We start from the raw sequence: 17,471 nt of genomic DNA, 5'->3' as shown, positions 1-17,471 counted from the left end.
CCCCTGCAATTACCGGCCCTGGCCGGCTGGGTGGTGTTCACCTTCCTGTTCGCCGCCATCGGCGCCTTTGCCACCTCGCAGGCGGGCACCTTTTACGCGCAACTGGACCGGCCCGAGTGGGCGCCGCCAGCCTGGCTGTTCGGGCCGGCCTGGACCGTGCTGTATGCGCTGATGGCGGTGGCGGCCTGGCGCGTGTACCGGACTGCGTCCATCCGCAGCGTGCGGCCGGAGCTGACCTTGTACGTGGTGCAGCTGGTGCTCAATGCGCTGTGGAGCTGGCTGTTCTTCGCCTGGCACAACGGTCCGCTGGCGTTTGCCGAGATCATCGTGCTGTGGCTGGCGATTGCCGCCACCATCGTCGCCTTCCGCCGGCGCGACCGCCTGGCGGGACTGTTGCTGCTACCTTATATAGCCTGGGTGACCTTCGCCGGTGCGCTGTGCTACAGCATCTGGCAGCGCAACCCGGCTTTGCTGGGTTAAGCTACGCAATAAGGTATGCAATAAGGTATGCAATAAGGTATGCAATAAGCTCACCTATTCAAAACACTCCATCGACATCATCGTCAGAAAAATTATCTTATGTGGCCGTTTAAAAAAAATCAATCAATCGACAATTTAAATCCGAACACCGATAAATGGTCGGTGTTACAAGGATCGGCAGACGATGGTCCTATGCTGATCAGGATAAACACCTCGGCCCAAAACTGGGCCCAACATCCATCGCTGAACATCCGGGTGGGATTCGCGGTTCCGCTCAATCAACCCAATCCCGGCGGCTTGCCGGACGCATCAGAAAACCTGGTACTCAATCAACTTGAGGATGTCATTTCCGGCTATATGTCGGCTTCTGGACCGGCCATTCATGCGCTGTCCATTACGACAGGTACCTTCAAGGAATTTGTTTTCTATATGCAAAATAGCGATGCGATTCCAGGTATCCACCAAACCTTGCAAACGGAGATTACGTCACACGATGTGCAATGTATGGCGGAGCATGATCCTGAATGGGATGTCTATAAATCGTTTACGCATTAGACCCGGATCGATCATGATTCCCGCTCTTCAAACACGGCAAGCGGTAATCACGGGCGCACCATCACCGGGGCGTCGTTGCCCTCCTCCGGATTTTTGCTGAGATAGACCACGGTCTGGGTCGGGAACGCCAGTTCGATGCCGGCCTCTTCCAGCTGCTGATAAATATCGAGCAGCAGCTCCTCGCGGATGATCACCTGGGTGTCGAATTCCTTCACGTTGATGTAGGAAAACACTTCGATATTGAACGAGCGGTCGCTGATATTGCCCAGCCGCGCCCTGCCACCTTCGGCCATGTTCACATTGCCGGCAATGATCTGCTGGACGATCGAGATCGCTTCGCGCAACTTGGCCGACGGCGTGCTGTAGGCAATCGCAATGATCGGGTTAAACAGGAAGCGGTCGCGGTCGGCGTAGTTTTCGATCTGGCGTGCCGACAGGTCGCCGTTGGGCACCGTCACCACGGTGCGCTCGCCGGTACGGATGCGGGTGGAGCGGATACCCACGTCTTCCACCGTGCCCACCACGTCGCCCACCTTGACGAAGTCGCCCACCTGCAGCGGCCGGTCGGCGATCAGGGTGACGCTGCCAACCAGGTTTTCCACGGTCTTCTGCGCGCCCAGGGCCAATGCGATACCGCCGATACCGAGTGCAGCGATACCAGTGGTAACGTCGATGCCGAAGGTATCGAGGATGGCGATGACGGAAAACGCCAGCAGCAGGAATTTCACGGCGCGGCGCACCAGGATGATCACGGAGACGACCTGGCGGCGCTGGTGACGCTGCATGCGGGTAATGGCGAGGTCGGCGATGCCGTCGACCAGCCGCAAGCTGAACCACACCACCGCGATGGCAGTGACGATGCCGGTATAGCGCAGCAAGGTCTGGCGCGCCACGATCGACACCGGCAGCTGGTCGGCCCAGTTATAGAACACGAACACGCCAACTAACAGGCTGAACGGCGGCAAAGCGGCCTCGAAGAAGCGGAACGGGCTGCTGGCGGCCGGGTCGGACAGCAGGCGGCGGGTGCCGACCACCAGCACGACCGAGAGCAGCCACAAGCCGCCGAAGATCGCCACGCCCAGACCCAGCAACGTGGCCCAGTCCTTGAGCGGCGCGCCGCCGACCAGCACTTCGTGCTCCGCCGGCGCGGCCGGCACCGGCGCGCGCCGGGCAGCGGCCGAAATCTGGCTCAGCGTCTCTTTCGAGATGCGCCAGATCTTGGGCTCGCCTTCAGCGCTGCGCGTCATCACGATCGGGATTTTGTTGTCCTGCAAGGTGACTTCGCCGATGTCTTCCTTGTCCGGATCGAGCTCGTCATCGAGCTTGCCGGCCTCCTGGTTCGACAGCGCAGCAAACGGCTTGAGCGAGCCGCTGTCGTCGAGCAAGGCGTGGAAGGTGCGGGCCTGGGTGGCGACGGCCAGTTGCTGGCGGTTGCTGGTAGGATCGGGCACATCGAAGTACTGCGCGGCACGGTCGTAGTCGAGCTCGGCAAGGGCGCCGATCAGGCCCGCAACGGCCGAGCGCGGCGTCTCGCGGCCCAGGTTATCGGTAGGGGTTTCCGGCGCTGGCGCGGGGGCCTTCGGTGCGGCAGCCATGGCGGCGGGCAGGTTCACCGCCAGCATCAGGCAGAGCAGAATATGGTGTAAGAATCGCTTGGGCAAATGGACCTCGTTTGCAAATGTGGCGCATAACAGAATGTACGGGAACATGCGCATGGCCCCAAAGTCTAGCATTCGGGCCGCCCCACCTACGCACTGTTGACGAAAATCCATGCGGAGTTCAGTTCTTCCGACTAACCCCTGCTCGCTTCCAGCAGCCGCGCCAACTCGCCATGCACCAGGTCCAGCGTGCCCTCGCGGTCGATCCACCAGTCGGTGGACCAGATGCGCAGGATTTCCCAGCCCAGTCCGCGCAGCACCTGCTCGCGCAGCAAGTCGCGGTCGCGGGCCGTGGCCGAGCGGTGATAGGTAGCGCCGTCACATTCCACGCCGCACAGGTACACGCCGGGCGTGTCGGGATGAACGATGGCCAGGTCCACCCGGAACGACGACGCCCCGACCTGGGTATCTACCCGCCAGCCGCGCGCAGCCAGCGCGGCGGCTACTGTCTCCTCGAACGGGCTGTCGAAGCCGCCCTGGCTGCCACGGGTGGCCTCGGCCAGCGCGCGCGGACCGCGTTCGGCAAACTCGAGGAAGTGCTTGAGGTCGCGCACCCCGGCCGCCTGGGTACGCGACAGGTCGAACTGTTCGCCCTTCAGGCTGGAGAACACGCGCAACTCCTGCCGTGCGCGCGTGATCGCCACGTTCAGGCGGCGCTCGCCGCCATCGCGGTTCATCGGGCCGAAGTTCATCGACACGCCGCCGCCCTGGTCGGGACCGTACGTGACCGAAAAATAGATGATGTCGCGCTCGTCGCCCTGGACCGATTCGAGGTTCTTGACGAACAGGGGCTCCAGTTCCGATTCGATGAAATACGGCTCCAGCGCCGGGTCGCGGCGCCGCTCTTCGTCGAGCAAGTCTTCGATCAGGTGCATCTGCTCGGTGTTGAAGGTGACCACGCCGATGGTCAGTTTCGAATCCCGGAAGCCGGGCGCCGTGAGCTTGGCGACGATGTCCGCCACCAGCGCTTTCGCTTCGAGCACGTTGGTGCGCGCCCCGCCCTTGTCGTACACGCCAGCCACGTGGTGGAAACTCACGGCCCGGTCTTCGGCCACCGGCGACGGGAACGTCACCAGGCCGCCGCCGTAGTACCGGTGGTTGGAAAAGGCAATCAGCGACTCGTTGCGGCTGCGGTAGTGCCAGGCCAGGTGCATGGTGGGCAGGTTGGCGCCCATGCATTCGTCGAGGATGCTCTCCAGGTCCACTTCCACATCTTCATCGTCCTCCGAGGCATCGGCCCGGTCGAAGAACGAGGTTGGTGGCAGTTGCTTCGGATCGCCCACCATCACCACCTGCTTGCCGCGCGCCATGGCGCCGATGGCGTCCCACACGGGAATTTGCGACGCTTCGTCGAAGACCACCAGGTCGAAGGCGTCGGTATCGGCCGCCAGGTACTGCGCGATCGACAAGGGGCTCATCAACAGGCACGGCGCCAGCTTGGCCAGCGCGGCCGGGATGCTGTGCATCAGTTCGCGCAGCGGCATGTGCTGCTTTTTCTTGCCGATCTCGTGGCGCAGCACGCCCCATTCGGAATTGCGGGTGACCTCGTCGGCGCGCGGCATGCCAGCGCACAGTTGGGCCCGCACCCAGGCGCGGGTCAGGTCGGTGAACTGGCGGTCGAGCGCGCGGAAGTCGCCGATGCGTTTTTCGTGCTCGGCCGAGACGAAGGTGCGGATCACGTCGTCGTTGTCCACCGCGCGGTTGAGCCACCAGCGGCTGTAGTTGATCTCGAAAGCATGCAGCGCCTGCTGTGGCGCCACCGTGCCGATCTCGATCGCTCCCACCAGCGGCCCCAGCGCCTGTGACTGCGCTTCGGCGCGTACCTTGCGCCAGGCGCACCAGGACTTCAGGCGTGGTTCGGCAGCCAGGACGCGGGCGCAGCGGTCGGTCAGCTCGTCGATTGCCAGTTCGTCGAACTGCATCGCTACGCCCACGCTGAACATGGCGGTCCCGGCCAGGTGTTCCAGCGCGGTGTGCAGCGCGCCGCTGGCGGCCAGGTAGCGCTTGCCGGCGGTGACCACGGCGCCGCCCGGCGCCAGCTGGGTATTGCCGTCGCCCACCAGCATGTCGAAGGCCTGGCGCAGCACGGCGCCGTCGGCCTCGCTCTCGGCCAGGCTGGCGATGGCGCTCGTCACCGACGCCTCGAACGCCAGCACGCGCGTTACTGCCGCCTCGCTGTTTTCGAGCTCGGTCCAGGCCGCGTCGATGGCGGCCCGCAGTTCGCGTATGCGCACCAGCAAGCCGAGGTCCCTGGCCGCGTCCGGTTCGGCGTCGGCGCTGGCGGGCAGCATGCAGTCGGCCAGCAGCTTGCCGAGCTGGCGCTTGCGGCTCCACGATAACGGCCAGATGCTCGCCTCGGCGTCGCGCCACGCGCGCTGCAATCGATGCACGTCGAGCTGTTCGAGCGGTTCGCCGTAGCGCACCGACAAGGCGCTCTCGGCTGCCTTGAGTTCGGTCAGCAACTGCAAGCCCCGTTCCAGCTCGGCCACGATATCGGCCGCCCACGGTTTGCCCAGCGCGTTCATCAACGCCACCGGTTCGGACAGCAGCGCCTGCGCCTTGCTGCTGCGGGCGCTGGCCATTTGTGTCCAGCCGCTGCCTGCCTGCGCTGCGGACGTGCGTACTGGCGCTGATGCTGGTACTGGCGATTGCGCGACCGCTGCCAGTGCTGGCGCCGCTGCCGTTGCCAGTGTATGAGCTTGCCCAGGCACGTGCGCAACCGCCGCCAGCGCATGCCGCAGCCGTCCGAGCGCAGCGCGTCCTTCCGGCAGAAATACGAAACTCCACTGGTGACCGAAGGCGTCGGGCAGCACCCGCACCAGGTCGGCAATCGCTACCCGGGCCTGGCGGCCGGTCGGCAAGCCGGCCAGGCCGGTGGCGTTTTGCACCGCCAGCAGCGCCTGTTGCAGGTCGTCGGCCGCCGCCATCGTGGCGCGCACGGCGCCGGCCAGCGCCTGCTGCCACGATGGCGTCCATTCGGTCTGGCCGATCGCCATCAACGGTCCGCCCTGCAAGTGCTGCTGGCCGACCGCAGCGGCGTTCACCGCCAGGCGCTCGGTCAGTTCGCGCAGGGCGTCGAGCTGGAGCCGGTCGTGCACGTCGGCGTCGCTCCAGGTCAGCTCCACACGGGGCGCGCCATCGGCGTCGCCATCGACGACGTGGCCGATGGCCTGGAAGATGCTCAAGCCGTTACGGTGGCGCTGGTGCAAGCGTTCGACGTACTGGTTCAGTTCGTCCCGCAGGCGCTTGAGCTTGAGCGACTGCGCGCGCCACACCTCGGGATCGGCATCGCCCTGCGCATCCCAGGCCCGGTGCAGCTGGTTGATCACGTCGAGCTTGCGCGCCTTGCTCGAGTGCAGTTCCAGGCAAAACTCGCCCAGCCCCACCTCGCGCAGGCGGCGGTACACCACGTCGAGCGCAGCGATCTTTTCGGATACGAACAGCACCCGCTTGCCTTCGGCCAGGCACTGGGCGATCAGGTTGGCGATGGTCTGGCTCTTGCCGGTGCCCGGCGGGCCGATCAGCACGAAATCCTTGCCCTTGGCCCCGGCCATCACGGCCGACAGTTGCGACGAGTCGGCCGGCAGCGGGCAGAAGGTCTGGTCGGGCGCGTAGTCGGCATCGAGCCGTTGCGGCGACGGGAACGCCGAGGTGGACCAATACGGTTCGCGCGGCGTGTCGATCAGGTGGCGCACCACCGGGCTTGCGCGCAACTGGTCGGTGCGCTGGACCAGGTCCACCCACATCAGGTACTTGGCAAACGAAAACGGCGCCAGCACCACTTCGTCCGTCACCTCCCAGCCCTTGATGTCGCGCACCGCGTGCGAGACGGTGCGCCAGATCTGCGCCACGTCGAGCCCGGCGCCATCGCGCGGCAGCACGCCATCGGTCACACCCAGGTTGAGCTGAAAATCCTGCCGCAACATCTCGACCAGCGTGGGGTTGAAGCGCGGCTCGTCCTCGTGCAGGCTCAGCGTAAAGCCGGACCGCGCGCTTTTGCGCTGCAGCGACACCGGCACCAGGATCAGCGGCGCCTTATACACCTGCCCGGCTTTGTCGTCGCGGGTCCAGTTGAGAAAGCCCAGCGCCAGGAACAGGGTGTTGGCGCCGCCTTCCTGCAAGGTGGTGCGGGCGCTGCGGTACAGGTCCACCAGCCGCACCTCGAGCTCCTGCGCATCGACGCTGACGAACACTTCGCGCCGCGCCAGCGCATCGAGCGCATGTTCGCGCCGCACATCCTCGCGTGAGCGCTGTTCGTGCAAGGCCTGGTTGCGCGGGTCGCTGCCTTCCATCAGCTCGGGCCGCGGCACCAGCCGGATCGGCGCGCCTGCCGCCAGCGCGTCTTCCAGCGCGGCCGGTTCGGGCGCGTCGAGCCGCAAGGTCTTCTTGCCGTTCCTGAAATTCAGCAGGTTGTTACGCAGCGACAGGTCGAGCAGCTTGCGCTGCCAGCGCGCCAGCCGGTCTTTCGGGTCGAGCGCAGCGGCGTCCTGCAGCGGCTGGTCGGGCAAGTCGGGCACAGCGTCGTCGAAGGCGGCGGCAGTGGCCGGCGTGGCAGCGTCACCGTTATGGCTGTCCAGGCTGGCCAGCGGCTTGATGCGCTGCATGCGCGCGCGGCGGATATCGACCAGCAGTTCGAACTGGTCCTGCACCGCCTCGGCCAGCTGGCCGACGGCCACCTCGGTGGCGTGGGTGAACGACGGTGCCGGCCGCGCCGTGGCCAGCGTGGTCTCGAACAGCACCAGCTCCTGCAGACGCAGGCGCTTGCGGATGGCCGTTACATCATCGACCACCACCGTCGAAAACTCTTCCTGGCGCAGCCACAAGCCGGCCACCGCATGGCCCTTGGTAAATACGATGACCGGATTCAGGCCGGCCTGTTCCAGTACCGAACAAAACAGCAAGGCCAGGTCGAGGCAGGTGGCGATGCGGCCATCGATCAACTGCGCGGCGCTGCGCACTTTCTGACCGCGCTGCTCGAAACTGGCAGGCGGCAAGGCGTAATCGATGCCGAGCCGCGCCACGGCAGTCCACAGCGCGGACGTCAATTCCCAGGCGCGGCGCGCGCCCCCTTCGTAGCCGTCCAGCGCAGCAGGCTTGCCGGCCTCGCGCAGCACCTCGGCGGCCTGCTTGAGCAGGCGGTCGATGGCAGGCTCGTTCGGCTGCACGAAGGCCGCCACCAGGTCGGGCAGATGCGACAGGCCGCCCCACTGGTTGCGCGCCAGCAGTTCGACCTGGCGCTCCAGCGTTGCCAGCACCTGCTCCTGTTCCGAGCCGGCCCCGGAGACCAGGGTGAAAGTCATGGTCGAAGTCTCGGCCTCGGTCAGCTTGCCCAGCAGCGCGCCGTCGAGCTGGACGTCGCAATCGACGATGCCGTAACGCGACTTGGGACCGCTGGCGTCGATCAGCCAGGTTTTGGGCTTGAGAAAAGGCGGAAACGAGACCAGGCGCAGCTGCAGACCGGTGACCTCGTGCGCGCTGTGGTTGACCAGCGCCAACTCGCGCAGCAGCGGCACCGCATTCTGAAAGTCGGCCAGGTTCAGCTTGCTGGCATGCGAGACATGAATCGCGTAGTCGAGCTCGACGCGGGCGGCCGGCGCTGCCGGAGTTTCTGCTTGTTCCACTTGATTTCCCATGCTTTTATCATAATAGTGATGCCGTGCGACAATGATTTGAAGGTCGCGTTATACTGGTGCAAATGGCCCACGCCCGGCAGTGTAGCGTGGTCCCCGGAAGAACCCTGTCACCTTTGCCAAGTCCGCAAGCGCCAGTCGCCAGGCGGCCAGTCCATGTCTATCGCCAGTCAACACAACCTTTCCGCCATCTGGTCCACCGGCCAGTCTGGCGATTTTGCTATTTTACAACTCGTCCCGGACGGGGTGTTGGCGGTTCCCGCAGGATTGTCGCTGCCCGAGTGGATCGCCACCGTGCACGCGGGCGACTGCGCACAGCAGCTGGCAGCGGTAGTCGCTGCCTTAGCTAAGCGAGCGCCGTTCGACATCGAGTTGCCGCTGCGCTGCCTCGATGGTGCCGTACGCCAGGTGCGCGTGTCCGGAATGCCGGCGGCGCCGGGAACCTGCCAGGGTTTCATCACCGACCTCACCGCGCATTACCAGGCGCTGGCCGCAGTGCGACACCAGGCCGACGAGTATCGCCTGCTGATCGAAAACACCACGGACCTGATCGCGCATTGCGATACCGATGGCAATTACCTGTCGATTTCGCCGTCGTACGAATCGATGATGGGATGGGATCCGGCACGCGTGGTCGGACAGCCGGTGGTCGAGTTCCTGCATCCGGACGACCGGCCGCATTCGGTGCAGGCGTTGTCGCACGTGCTCGGTGGCGGCGTGGTGCCCCACGTGGTCGAGGTGCGCAAGCGCCACCGCGACGGTCACTACATCGCGCTGGGCACCAAGGCCAGCGCCATCATCGAGCCGGCGACCGGGCTGTGCGTGGGCGCGGTCATGGTCTCGCGCGACATCACGCGCGACCAGGAGATGCTGCGCGAGTACGAAGAACGCGCCACCCGCGACGCCCTCACCGGCCTGCCCAACCGCGCCTGGCTGCTCCAGCACGTGGACCGGCTGCTGGCCGACAGCACCGCCGACACCATCACCGCCATCCTGTTCATGGACCTGAACGGATTCAAGGAAGTCAACGACACCATGGGCCACGCGGCCGGCGACTTGCTGCTGCAACTGGTCAGCGCCCGCCTCAAGCACTGCATGCGTTCCGGCGATGCGGTGGCGCGCCTGGGCGGCGACGAATTCGTGGTGGCGGCCGCGTGCCACGACCGCGCCGAGGCCGGCGCCATCGCCCAGCGCCTGATCGACGCCCTGCAGGCGCCGTTCCAGCTGGACGACACACCGGTGCAGGTGGGCGCCGCGATCGGCATCAGCCTGGCCAGTAGCGGTGCCGCCACCACTGCCAGCCTGCTGCACGACGCCGACAGCGCCATGTATGCGTCGAAGGCGCGCGGCGATGGGTCGTTCCAGATTTTCACGCCATGATTACGGCCGTGGCAACACGCCCTGCTGCGCCAGCAACGCATCGAAACGCGCGCTGGGCTGGTGCATGAACAGGATGTAACGGAAGGTTTTGGTGTCTTCGAACAGCAGCGTAAAACCGGGTCCGGCAACCTGCCAGCCGGTCAATGGTCGCTGCCACACCTGCGCAGCACCCGCTGGCGTTACCCGGTAATAAGTGGCGATGCCGTCGGCGATCTCGTAGCGCGCATCGAATGGCGTGAGCTTGCGGGCGTGCTGCAGGCCGCGTGCGGCCAGGCGCCGGGCGGTCCACTGCCGTAACATCCGGTCCGGCGCTAAAATCCAGTTGAAATACCCGGGCTTCAACCGGTACCCCTGCATGCGCCGCAGCAGCGGCAGCAATGCCAGTCCGCCCAGAAAGAACAGTGCGAACGAGGCGTCGAGCCGGTAGCCGCGGTAGTAAATGCCGCCATTGAAAGCGAACGCCGCGCAAATCACCAACCCGAGCAAGCACGACCATAACAGCACCGGCAAAGCCCAGGCGCGGCGCATCATCCTGTCATGGTACTTCGCCTGTATCGCGTCCAGGTCAGCTGCCAGCCCCTGCCGGTCGCCCATCGTCATCAGCATCATAAAAAACGCCGAGGTGAGACCGGCTTCGAGGTGCGCGATCGCGGCGGCATCGATGGTGCTCTGGAAGACGTCGGGCGCAGTGGCTGCCGCGGCAGGGAGTATGGGTTCGGTCACGCGCAGCCCTCGGTGGTGGAAACGCGCAATCTTACCCTACAGACAACTCGATGACGAAATACCGCGCGGCACAAAGTTGCGCGCCTTGCGATCGTCCACGTTATTTCATGTTAAGCCTGAGCAGGTACACCGGCGTCACCGTCACCTGGCGCAATTGCGCCAGCTGGGCCTGGCCGCCGAAGTCCGGCCGGGCCTTGTTGTCGAGGTAGATCGGTGCATCGGCGCGCAGCGGCAGTACCGACACCGTCAGCGGCTGCGCCAGCCGCGCACCCAGGCGGCGCAGGCCGAATTGCCAGCCGTAGCCGCTGTAATACCAATCGTCGAGCATCTCCACACCGGCGTACAGGCGGCCGATGTCGCCGACGAAGTCGATAGTGAGCAAGGCATCGTCGAGGCCCTCGAGCTGGGCCGGCGGCACCGTCACCTGCCACGAGGCGGCAGCGCCAAAGGTTTCCGGACCAGGTTCCTGGGCCGCCTTGGCGTTGCCGCCGATCAGTAGCGGCGGCACGGCTTGCGCTGCCCGCAGCGGCGCGACGCTGGCGGTCAGCTGGCGCTCGGGCAGCGTGGCCGCCAGGGTCTGGAAGATACCGTCCGTGCCCCGTTGCACGCCGGCCGCTGCCGTGGAGACCTTGGCCAGCGCCGGAAACACCGCCACCCGGAAGGCGCTGCTGCCCACCGAACGCAGCTGCAACTCGCCGCCATCGACCACCAGTTGCTGTTCGCTCAGCAGCAGCCGGCGCTTGCCGGCCACATCGGCGATGGTCAGTTGCTCGGCCTGGCTGGCAGTGAGCACCACCACGCGCACCGGGCCTTTCCCCTGGCGCGCGATGGTGATAGCGGCGCCGGTACCGGCTTGCAGCTGATCGACGACCAGCTTGCCATCACGCTCGGCCACGCGGGCGCCTGGGGCCTGCAACTGCCTGGCCAGGGCCGGCTCGAACGCCAGCTCCACCGGAATGCGTTTATGGGCGGCAAACACGTACACCACGCCGTCGGCGCCGAGGTCCAGCCGCGCCAGCGGTTGCGCGGTGGCGGACTTGAGCACCGGTCCGTCCAGGTCGAAGTTATAGGGCCAGATGAAATAATCGCCATCGGCGATGTCCACAGGGGTACTTGGGAAGGTCAGCTTGCCGCCCGGTAGCGCCACTTCGAAACGTACGTCCTCGTGCGCCGCCATCGCATACTTGCGCACGTGGTTGTTGACGAACACGAAACCGCTGTTGCCATTGCTGCGCACCGCGTAGCGCGGCGTCTCCAGGTCGGCGGCGTTGGCCGGCACGGCAGCCGGCTTGCGTACCGTCATGGTAGCCAGGCGCGCGCCAAAATCCTGCAGGAACCAGTGGTAAGGGCGCAGCCGCGTGAGCACCTGGCGCTGCTGGCCGTCCGGGCCCAGCGGGGCCTGGAAGTCGTAGTTAATCAAAGGTACGTCGTTGTAGCCGCCGCTGCCGGTGCTCTCCTGCAGCCAGGTGCGCCCGGCCGGATTGCGGCCGCCGTGGAACATGTAGTAGCCGATCAGGTTCACGCCGGAGCCGAGCTGCACCGGCACCATCGACGCCACGTCGTCGGCAGCGATCACCGGCCGGCGGCGGTACATGAACGGCACGCCGGGGCCATACTCGGCGCCGAAGAACGGCGTCTTGCCGATTTCGTCATCGGCCGTGCCGCGCTCGTGGGTGACCGTTTGCGCGCCGAGGTCGCCGCTAACGCGGGTGTCGAAGCGGAACGCATAGGTTTCCTTGGGCGCCAGTTCGCGCGTGCTCGTCGCCCATGGTTCGTCGACGTAACCGCCGAACACCGGGGTGACCTCACCCGGCGGATACACGGCGCCGTCCCAGCCGGTGACCGTGTACAGCGGCGCGTCGAGGCCCGCCTTCAACGCCAGCCGCTTGAGCGTGCTGATATGTTCGGCGCCCTTGCCGGGGCCGCGCAGGTTGTATTCGTTTTCCAGCTGCACGCCGACCACCGGACCGCCATCCTTGAACATCAACCCCTTCAGTTGCTGGCCGATCTGGTCATAAAAGCGCTGCACGTACTGCAAATACTGCGGATCGTTACCGCGCGTGGGCATGGCATACACCACCCAGTCCGGCATGCCGCCAAAGCGCACCTCGGCGTGGGCCCACGGACCGATGCGCACCACCGCCTCCAGCCCCACTTTTTTGCACAGTTGCAGGAAGCGGCGCAGGTCGCGGCGCTCGCTCCAGTCGAACTTGCCGGCCTGCTCCTCGTGGTGGTTCCAGATGATGTAGCTGGCCACGACCGTGATGCCGGCCGCCTTCATCTTGCGCAGCTCCAGCTCCCAGTCGCTGGCCGGCGAACGCGTATAGTGAAATTCGCCCATCACCGGGAACCACGGCTGACCGTCGCGCGTGAGGTACTGGCTGTTGGCGCCGATCCGCACGCCGGCCGGCGAGACGGAAGCGCCTTGCTTGAGATGGCCCTGCAAGGGCGCGGCCACCGGTGCGGTGGCGTCGATCTTGAGCAGGGTGTCGGCTTGCGCCAGCGTGGCAGGCAAAATCAGCGCAGCCAGGGCCGCGCGCAGGATGGTCTGGTTCATATTTTAATTGTGCAAAAGATGGAAGGTCCCGGCCACGCCGGGGCAAGCCGACGGCAGTCCTAGTCGCAGTACACCTGCGAGCGGCCGCCGTCGATCAGGATGTCGGTGGCGTTGATGAAGCGCGCTTCGTCGCTGGCCAGGAACAGCGCCGTGTATGCCACTTCGCGCGGTGTGCCGATGCGGCGCACCGGTAGCAGCTGCTCCTGGCGCGCGCGTTCGGCGGCCGGGTCAGGGCACGCCGCCAGCCAGGCTTCCGCGCTCTCGGTCAGGATCAGTCCCGGCGAAATGGAATTGACGCGGATGCCTCGCGCGGCGTATTCGATGCCGAGCGACTTGGTCAGGCCGATCAACGCGTGCTTGGCCACCGGGTACGGAAAGCAGCCGGCAATGATCTTATGGCCGTGCACCGAGGCGATATTGACGATGTTGCCGTAGCCGCGTTCGAGCATCGCCGGCAGCACCGCGCGGATCACGTTCCAGGCGCCCTCCAGGTCCACCGCGAAGCAGCGCTGCCAGTCGCTGGCGGTCATTTCCAGCGGGTCGGCAAACACGTTCATGCCGGCATTGTTGACCACCGCATCGACGCGGCCGAAGTGCGCCACTGCTTGCGCCACCATCGCCTCCACCTGCGCGCGGTCGGCGATATCGGCCTGCACGTACAGGCTGTTGGGGCCGCCCAATTCGGCGCGCACCGACGCCGCGTGGGCGTCGTCCTGGTGGCTGTTGAACACCACCCGGGCGCCCTCTTCCAGCAACAGCGCGGCCACCGCGCGGCCGATGCCCATCGTCGAACCGGTGACGATGATCACCTTGTCTCTCACCCTGTCTGCCATGGTCTCCATTCCTCCTGTCTTGTCGCTATATTGTCTTACGGGCAAGGATATTCTGGCGCATGGTTCTGCTCAAATAGATGATTGTTACCGCAAGCTCCATAGCCTTCTCCGGTACATCGCGCCGATACTTGCGGTGATCCACGTCGGGGGCTTGCACAGCTCCCGCTTTCACACTTTGGCGATTCATCAAATGAGCATGAGCAGCACACTTTCCGACCGTTTTGTCCGCAGCCATCTCAAGATGCGGCACCTGATCCTGCTGGTCGAACTGGGCCGCCACGCATCGATCGCCAACGCCGCTGCCGCAGCACGCCTGACGCAGCCGTCGGCCTCGCGCCTGATCAGCGACCTCGAGCACGTGCTCGGCATCCAGCTGTTCGAGCGCATGGCGCGCGGCGTGGTGCCCACCTGGGCGGGCAAGATGCTGATACGCCGCGCCGGCGTGGCGCTGGCCGAGATGGATGCGGCGCACTGCGAAATCTCCACCCTGCTCTCGGGCATCGGTGGCCGGGTGGCGATCGGCAGCGTGCTCACGCCTGCCACCAACATCCTGATGCAGGCCATCAAGCTGTTCAAGGCCAGGTCGCAAAAGGCCAGCCTGGTCGTCGATTTCAGCACCAGCAAGTCGATGGTGGAACGCCTGCTCGACGGCCAGCTCGACCTGGTGCTCGGCCGTATCCTCGATACCGCCGTGGTCCCGCTGCTCAACTTCGAGCCGATCAGCGACGAAGTCCACCACCTGATCGTGCGCGCCGGCCATCCGCTGGTGGGCCGCGACGATCTGCAACTGGCCGAACTGGTGGAGCAGTCGTGGATCGTGCCGCCCACCGGCAGCATCCTGCGCGACCGGCTCACCGCCCTGTTCCTGTCCGCAGGACTGGCGCCGCCAGCGGAAACGGTGGAAACCCTGGCAGTGCCGCTGGTGGTCGCGCTGCTCACCGATACCGACATGCTGGTGGCGCTGCCGAAGGAGTTGGTGCAGGCGCAACTTGCGGCCGGCGAACTGGTGGCGCTGCCGTTCGACCTCAAGTTGCGCATGGACGCGTATGGCATCATCACGCGGCGGGGCCACGTGCTGTCGCCGGGCGCAGAAATCCTGGCCGATGCGCTGCGCGAGGCAGCGATGGCGGAACTCGACGCATCGCGCAAGCGGCAAGCCGCATGATCAGCCATCGACATGGCGCAGCACCTGCATGGTCATCGAAATCGACCGCACCGCACCCGGCGCCAGGTCGATCAGCCCGGTATCGGCCACGCCTGCCGCCCGCAACTGGTGAGCATTGGGAACGTGGGTGACCGGCTCGATGGCGACGAACGCGCTGTCCGCTGCGGGCCGGTAGCACTGCAGGAAGCGGCACAGCGGATCGGCGGTCATCACCAGCGTGTGCTGCGGATAGGCCAGTACCGCGCGGCCGTCCCAGCCGGTGTGGCAATTGTTGACCTGCCAAGGCCCCACGTCCACCGGCCCCGGCACGACCGCTTGCGGCGCCAGCCCCACCGGCAAATGGTCGGGCGTGACGCCCCAGCGGCCCGACCAGTTGGCGCCGAGCGTCGTGCCCTGCCCTGGCGCTGCCGGAAAAAAGGGATGGAAGCCCATGCCGAGCGGCATGGCGCGGGTACCGGTATTGGTCACGCACAGCGTTTGCTTCAGGCTGGCATCGCCCAGCACGATCGTCAGCGTGGCGTCCAAGTCGAATGGCCAGTCCTGGTCGGCCCGGTGCTGCAAGCCCAGCACGGCATAGTGGGATTCGCGCTCGATCACGCGCCAGGCGCGCCGCCAGCCTACGCCATGCAGGCTGTGGACCTCGCCCGGATACGGTGCCAGCGGTGCCTCGCCCGGCAAGCGGCCGCCGGCAATGCGATTGGCGTACGGCACCAAGGGAAAGCACGCAGCCACGCCATCGGGCGCGTGCAGCAGCGCGATGCCGCGCCACTGCCAGGCGCCGATGGCAGCGCCGTGGGCGGGATACAGGTGCGCGGTGCTGTCGCCGCAGTGGAGTTCGAGCGCGTCCAGGAGTAACCTTCGGATATGGATGGGGCCGGTGAATTATACGGTTGCCACCGGAGCCCAGCCATGCTGCTTTGTCATGCTTCACAGCAGGATTGGCATAGATAGCAGCCGCTGTGAGCCAGCTTTCCTTTGTAAAATCGCGAACGAAGTAACTCCTACAATAAAGAGACAAGCAAAGGACCGAGCAATGATGCATGGAATAGACCAGCCGGCAGCCGGCAGCGCGACGGCAGCCAACCCGCCAGCTTCGACCACAACCTTGTGGCTGGCGGCGGCCGTGTCTGCCCTGGGCGGGCTGCTGTTCGGTTACGACTGGGTGGTGATCGGCGGCGCCAAGCCGTTTTACGAGGCGTGGTTTCAACTGGTTGCGCCAGCGCAGCAGGCGTGGGCCGTCAGTTGCGCACTGGTCGGCTGCCTGGTCGGCGCCATCGGCTCGGGCTGGATCAGCGACCGCCTGGGCCGCCGGCGCGGCCTGCTGATCGCAGCGCTGATCTTTGCCGTGTCGTCGTTGGGCACCGGCTGGGCCGGCTCGTTCGACAGCTTTATCGCCTGGCGCATGATCGGCGGCGTGGCCATCGGCCTGGCTGCCGGCCTGTCACCGGTGTACATCGCCGAAATTGCCCCGGCCGCGATACGCGGGCGCATGGTGTGCCTGAACCAGATCGCCATCGTGCTCGGCATCCTCGGCGCGCAGGTCGTCAACCTCCTGATCGCCGAGCCGGTGCCGGCCGGCGCCACTGCCGCCCAGCTGGCCGCCAGCTGGAACGGCACCACCGGCTGGCGCTGGATGTTTGCCGCCGCTGCCGTGCCAGCGGTCGCGTTTTTGCTTGGCTGCCTGCTGATTCCGGAAAGTCCGCGCTGGTTGGCCGGCCGTGGCCGCCATCACGAGGCGCAGGCGGCGCTGCACAAGCTGGGCGGCGCCGACTACGCGCGCGACGCCATGCACGACATCCGCACCGCGCTGGGCGCCGCCAGCGGACGCAGCCTGCGGCAGGTACTGGCCGAGCCGCGCTTTGCGCGCGTGCTGGTGATCGGCATCGTGCTGGCGGTGCTGCAGCAATGGTGCGGCATCAACGTGATTTTCAATTATGCCCAGGAGATTTTCGCCTCGGCCGGCTACGCGGTGTCGGACATGTTGTTCAACATCGTCATCACCGGCGTGGTCAACTGCGTGTTCGCGCTGGTGGCGCTGGCCACCGTCGAGCGCTGGGGCCGGCGCCGGCTGATGCTGCTCGGCTGCGCGGGCCTGTTCGTGATCTACCTGGCGCTGGGCGCCTGCTACCTGGCCGGCTGGCAAGGCTGGCCACTGCTGTTGCTGGTCGTGACCGCAATTGCCGTGTACTCGATGACCCTGGCGCCGGTGACCTGGGTGGCGCTGTCCGAAATCTTCCCGCAGGAAGTACGCGGCGCCTGCATGGCGGTGGCCACCACCGCGCTGTGGGCGGCGTGCTTCCTGCTGACCTACACCTTCCCGCTGATCAACGCGGCAATGGGCACCGGGATGACGTTCTGGCTGTACGCGGTGATTTGCCTGGCCGGGTTTGTATTCGTGCTGCGCAAGTTGCCCGAGACGCGTGGCAAGAGCCTGGAAGAGATCGAACAGGGCTGGCGCTAGATCCCCAAGCCCGCAGGACCAGGGCCGGG

General features: G+C 66.0%; 11 protein-coding genes. 5 read left to right on the top strand and 6 right to left on the bottom strand.

The window, feature by feature from the left end; all coding sequences use genetic code 11:
• Together DUPY_RS07945 and DUPY_RS27165 are read left to right on the top strand one after the other, a co-directional pair.
• On the top strand, nt 1–480 hold a 480-nt coding region (locus tag DUPY_RS07945; RefSeq protein ID WP_229255284.1), incomplete at its 5' end, for a TspO/MBR family protein.
• A gap of 99 nt (nt 481–579) precedes the next feature.
• Nucleotides 580–1,035: a DUF695 domain-containing protein gene (locus DUPY_RS27165; RefSeq protein ID WP_071651601.1), complete on the top strand. Its 456-nt coding sequence runs from the start codon at nt 580–582 to the stop codon at nt 1,033–1,035.
• Nucleotides 1,036–1,082: 47 nt separating this feature from the next.
• Here DUPY_RS27165 and DUPY_RS07940 read toward each other — a convergent pair whose 3' ends face one another.
• Entirely contained in the window at nt 1,083–2,696 is a 1,614-nt protein-coding gene (locus DUPY_RS07940; RefSeq protein ID WP_229255283.1) for a mechanosensitive ion channel family protein, read from the bottom strand.
• A 131-nt stretch (nt 2,697–2,827) separates the two neighbouring features.
• A complete protein-coding gene (gene proA / locus DUPY_RS07935) occupies nt 2,828–8,314 on the bottom strand; it encodes an anti-phage protein ProA (protein ID WP_229255282.1) in 5,487 nt (1,828 codons plus the stop codon).
• A 258-nt stretch (nt 8,315–8,572) separates the two neighbouring features.
• Between proA and DUPY_RS07930 the strand changes: the two genes are divergently transcribed.
• Nucleotides 8,573–9,703 (top strand): sensor domain-containing diguanylate cyclase, encoded by a 1,131-nt coding sequence (locus DUPY_RS07930; RefSeq protein WP_229255281.1) that lies wholly within the window; start codon nt 8,573–8,575, stop codon nt 9,701–9,703.
• Here DUPY_RS07930 and DUPY_RS07925 read toward each other — a convergent pair whose 3' ends face one another.
• The 3 genes from DUPY_RS07925 to DUPY_RS07915 form a co-directional block, all read right to left on the bottom strand.
• Nucleotides 9,704–10,426 (bottom strand): hypothetical protein, encoded by a 723-nt coding sequence (locus tag DUPY_RS07925; RefSeq protein ID WP_070247274.1) that lies wholly within the window; start codon nt 10,424–10,426, stop codon nt 9,704–9,706. It lies immediately after the preceding gene.
• Between the two features lie 100 nt (nt 10,427–10,526).
• Nucleotides 10,527–12,983, bottom strand: a complete 2,457-nt coding sequence (locus tag DUPY_RS07920; protein ID WP_070247273.1) for a beta-galactosidase — start codon at nt 12,981–12,983, stop codon at nt 10,527–10,529.
• Nucleotides 12,984–13,042: 59 nt separating this feature from the next.
• Nucleotides 13,043–13,816, bottom strand: a complete 774-nt coding sequence (locus tag DUPY_RS07915) for an SDR family oxidoreductase (RefSeq protein ID WP_070247293.1) — start codon at nt 13,814–13,816, stop codon at nt 13,043–13,045.
• 196 nt (nt 13,817–14,012) lie between these two features.
• Here DUPY_RS07915 and DUPY_RS07910 point away from each other — a divergent pair, with 196 nt between their 5' ends.
• Complete coding sequence (locus tag DUPY_RS07910) at nt 14,013–14,981, top strand: LysR family transcriptional regulator (protein ID WP_070247272.1); 969 nt, start codon at nt 14,013–14,015, stop codon at nt 14,979–14,981.
• Here the strand turns inward: DUPY_RS07910 and DUPY_RS07905 are convergent, their stop codons facing one another.
• On the bottom strand, nt 14,982–15,731 hold the full coding sequence (locus tag DUPY_RS07905; protein ID WP_229255288.1) for an aldose epimerase family protein: 750 nt from the start codon (nt 15,729–15,731) through the stop codon (nt 14,982–14,984).
• A gap of 283 nt (nt 15,732–16,014) precedes the next feature.
• Here DUPY_RS07905 and DUPY_RS07900 point away from each other — a divergent pair, with 283 nt between their 5' ends.
• Nucleotides 16,015–17,442, top strand: coding sequence for a sugar porter family MFS transporter (locus DUPY_RS07900; RefSeq protein ID WP_229255280.1), 1,428 nt, complete (start codon nt 16,015–16,017; stop codon nt 17,440–17,442).
• The last annotated feature ends 29 nt before the right edge of the window (nt 17,443–17,471 follow it).

Origin of the sequence: Duganella phyllosphaerae, assembly GCF_001758785.1 — a bacterium.
GTDB classification, from domain to species: Bacteria; Pseudomonadota; Gammaproteobacteria; order Burkholderiales; family Burkholderiaceae_D; genus Rugamonas; species Rugamonas phyllosphaerae.
The sequence above is the reverse complement of the archived record's forward strand: the minus strand, read 5'-3'. Positions and strand labels throughout refer to the sequence as shown.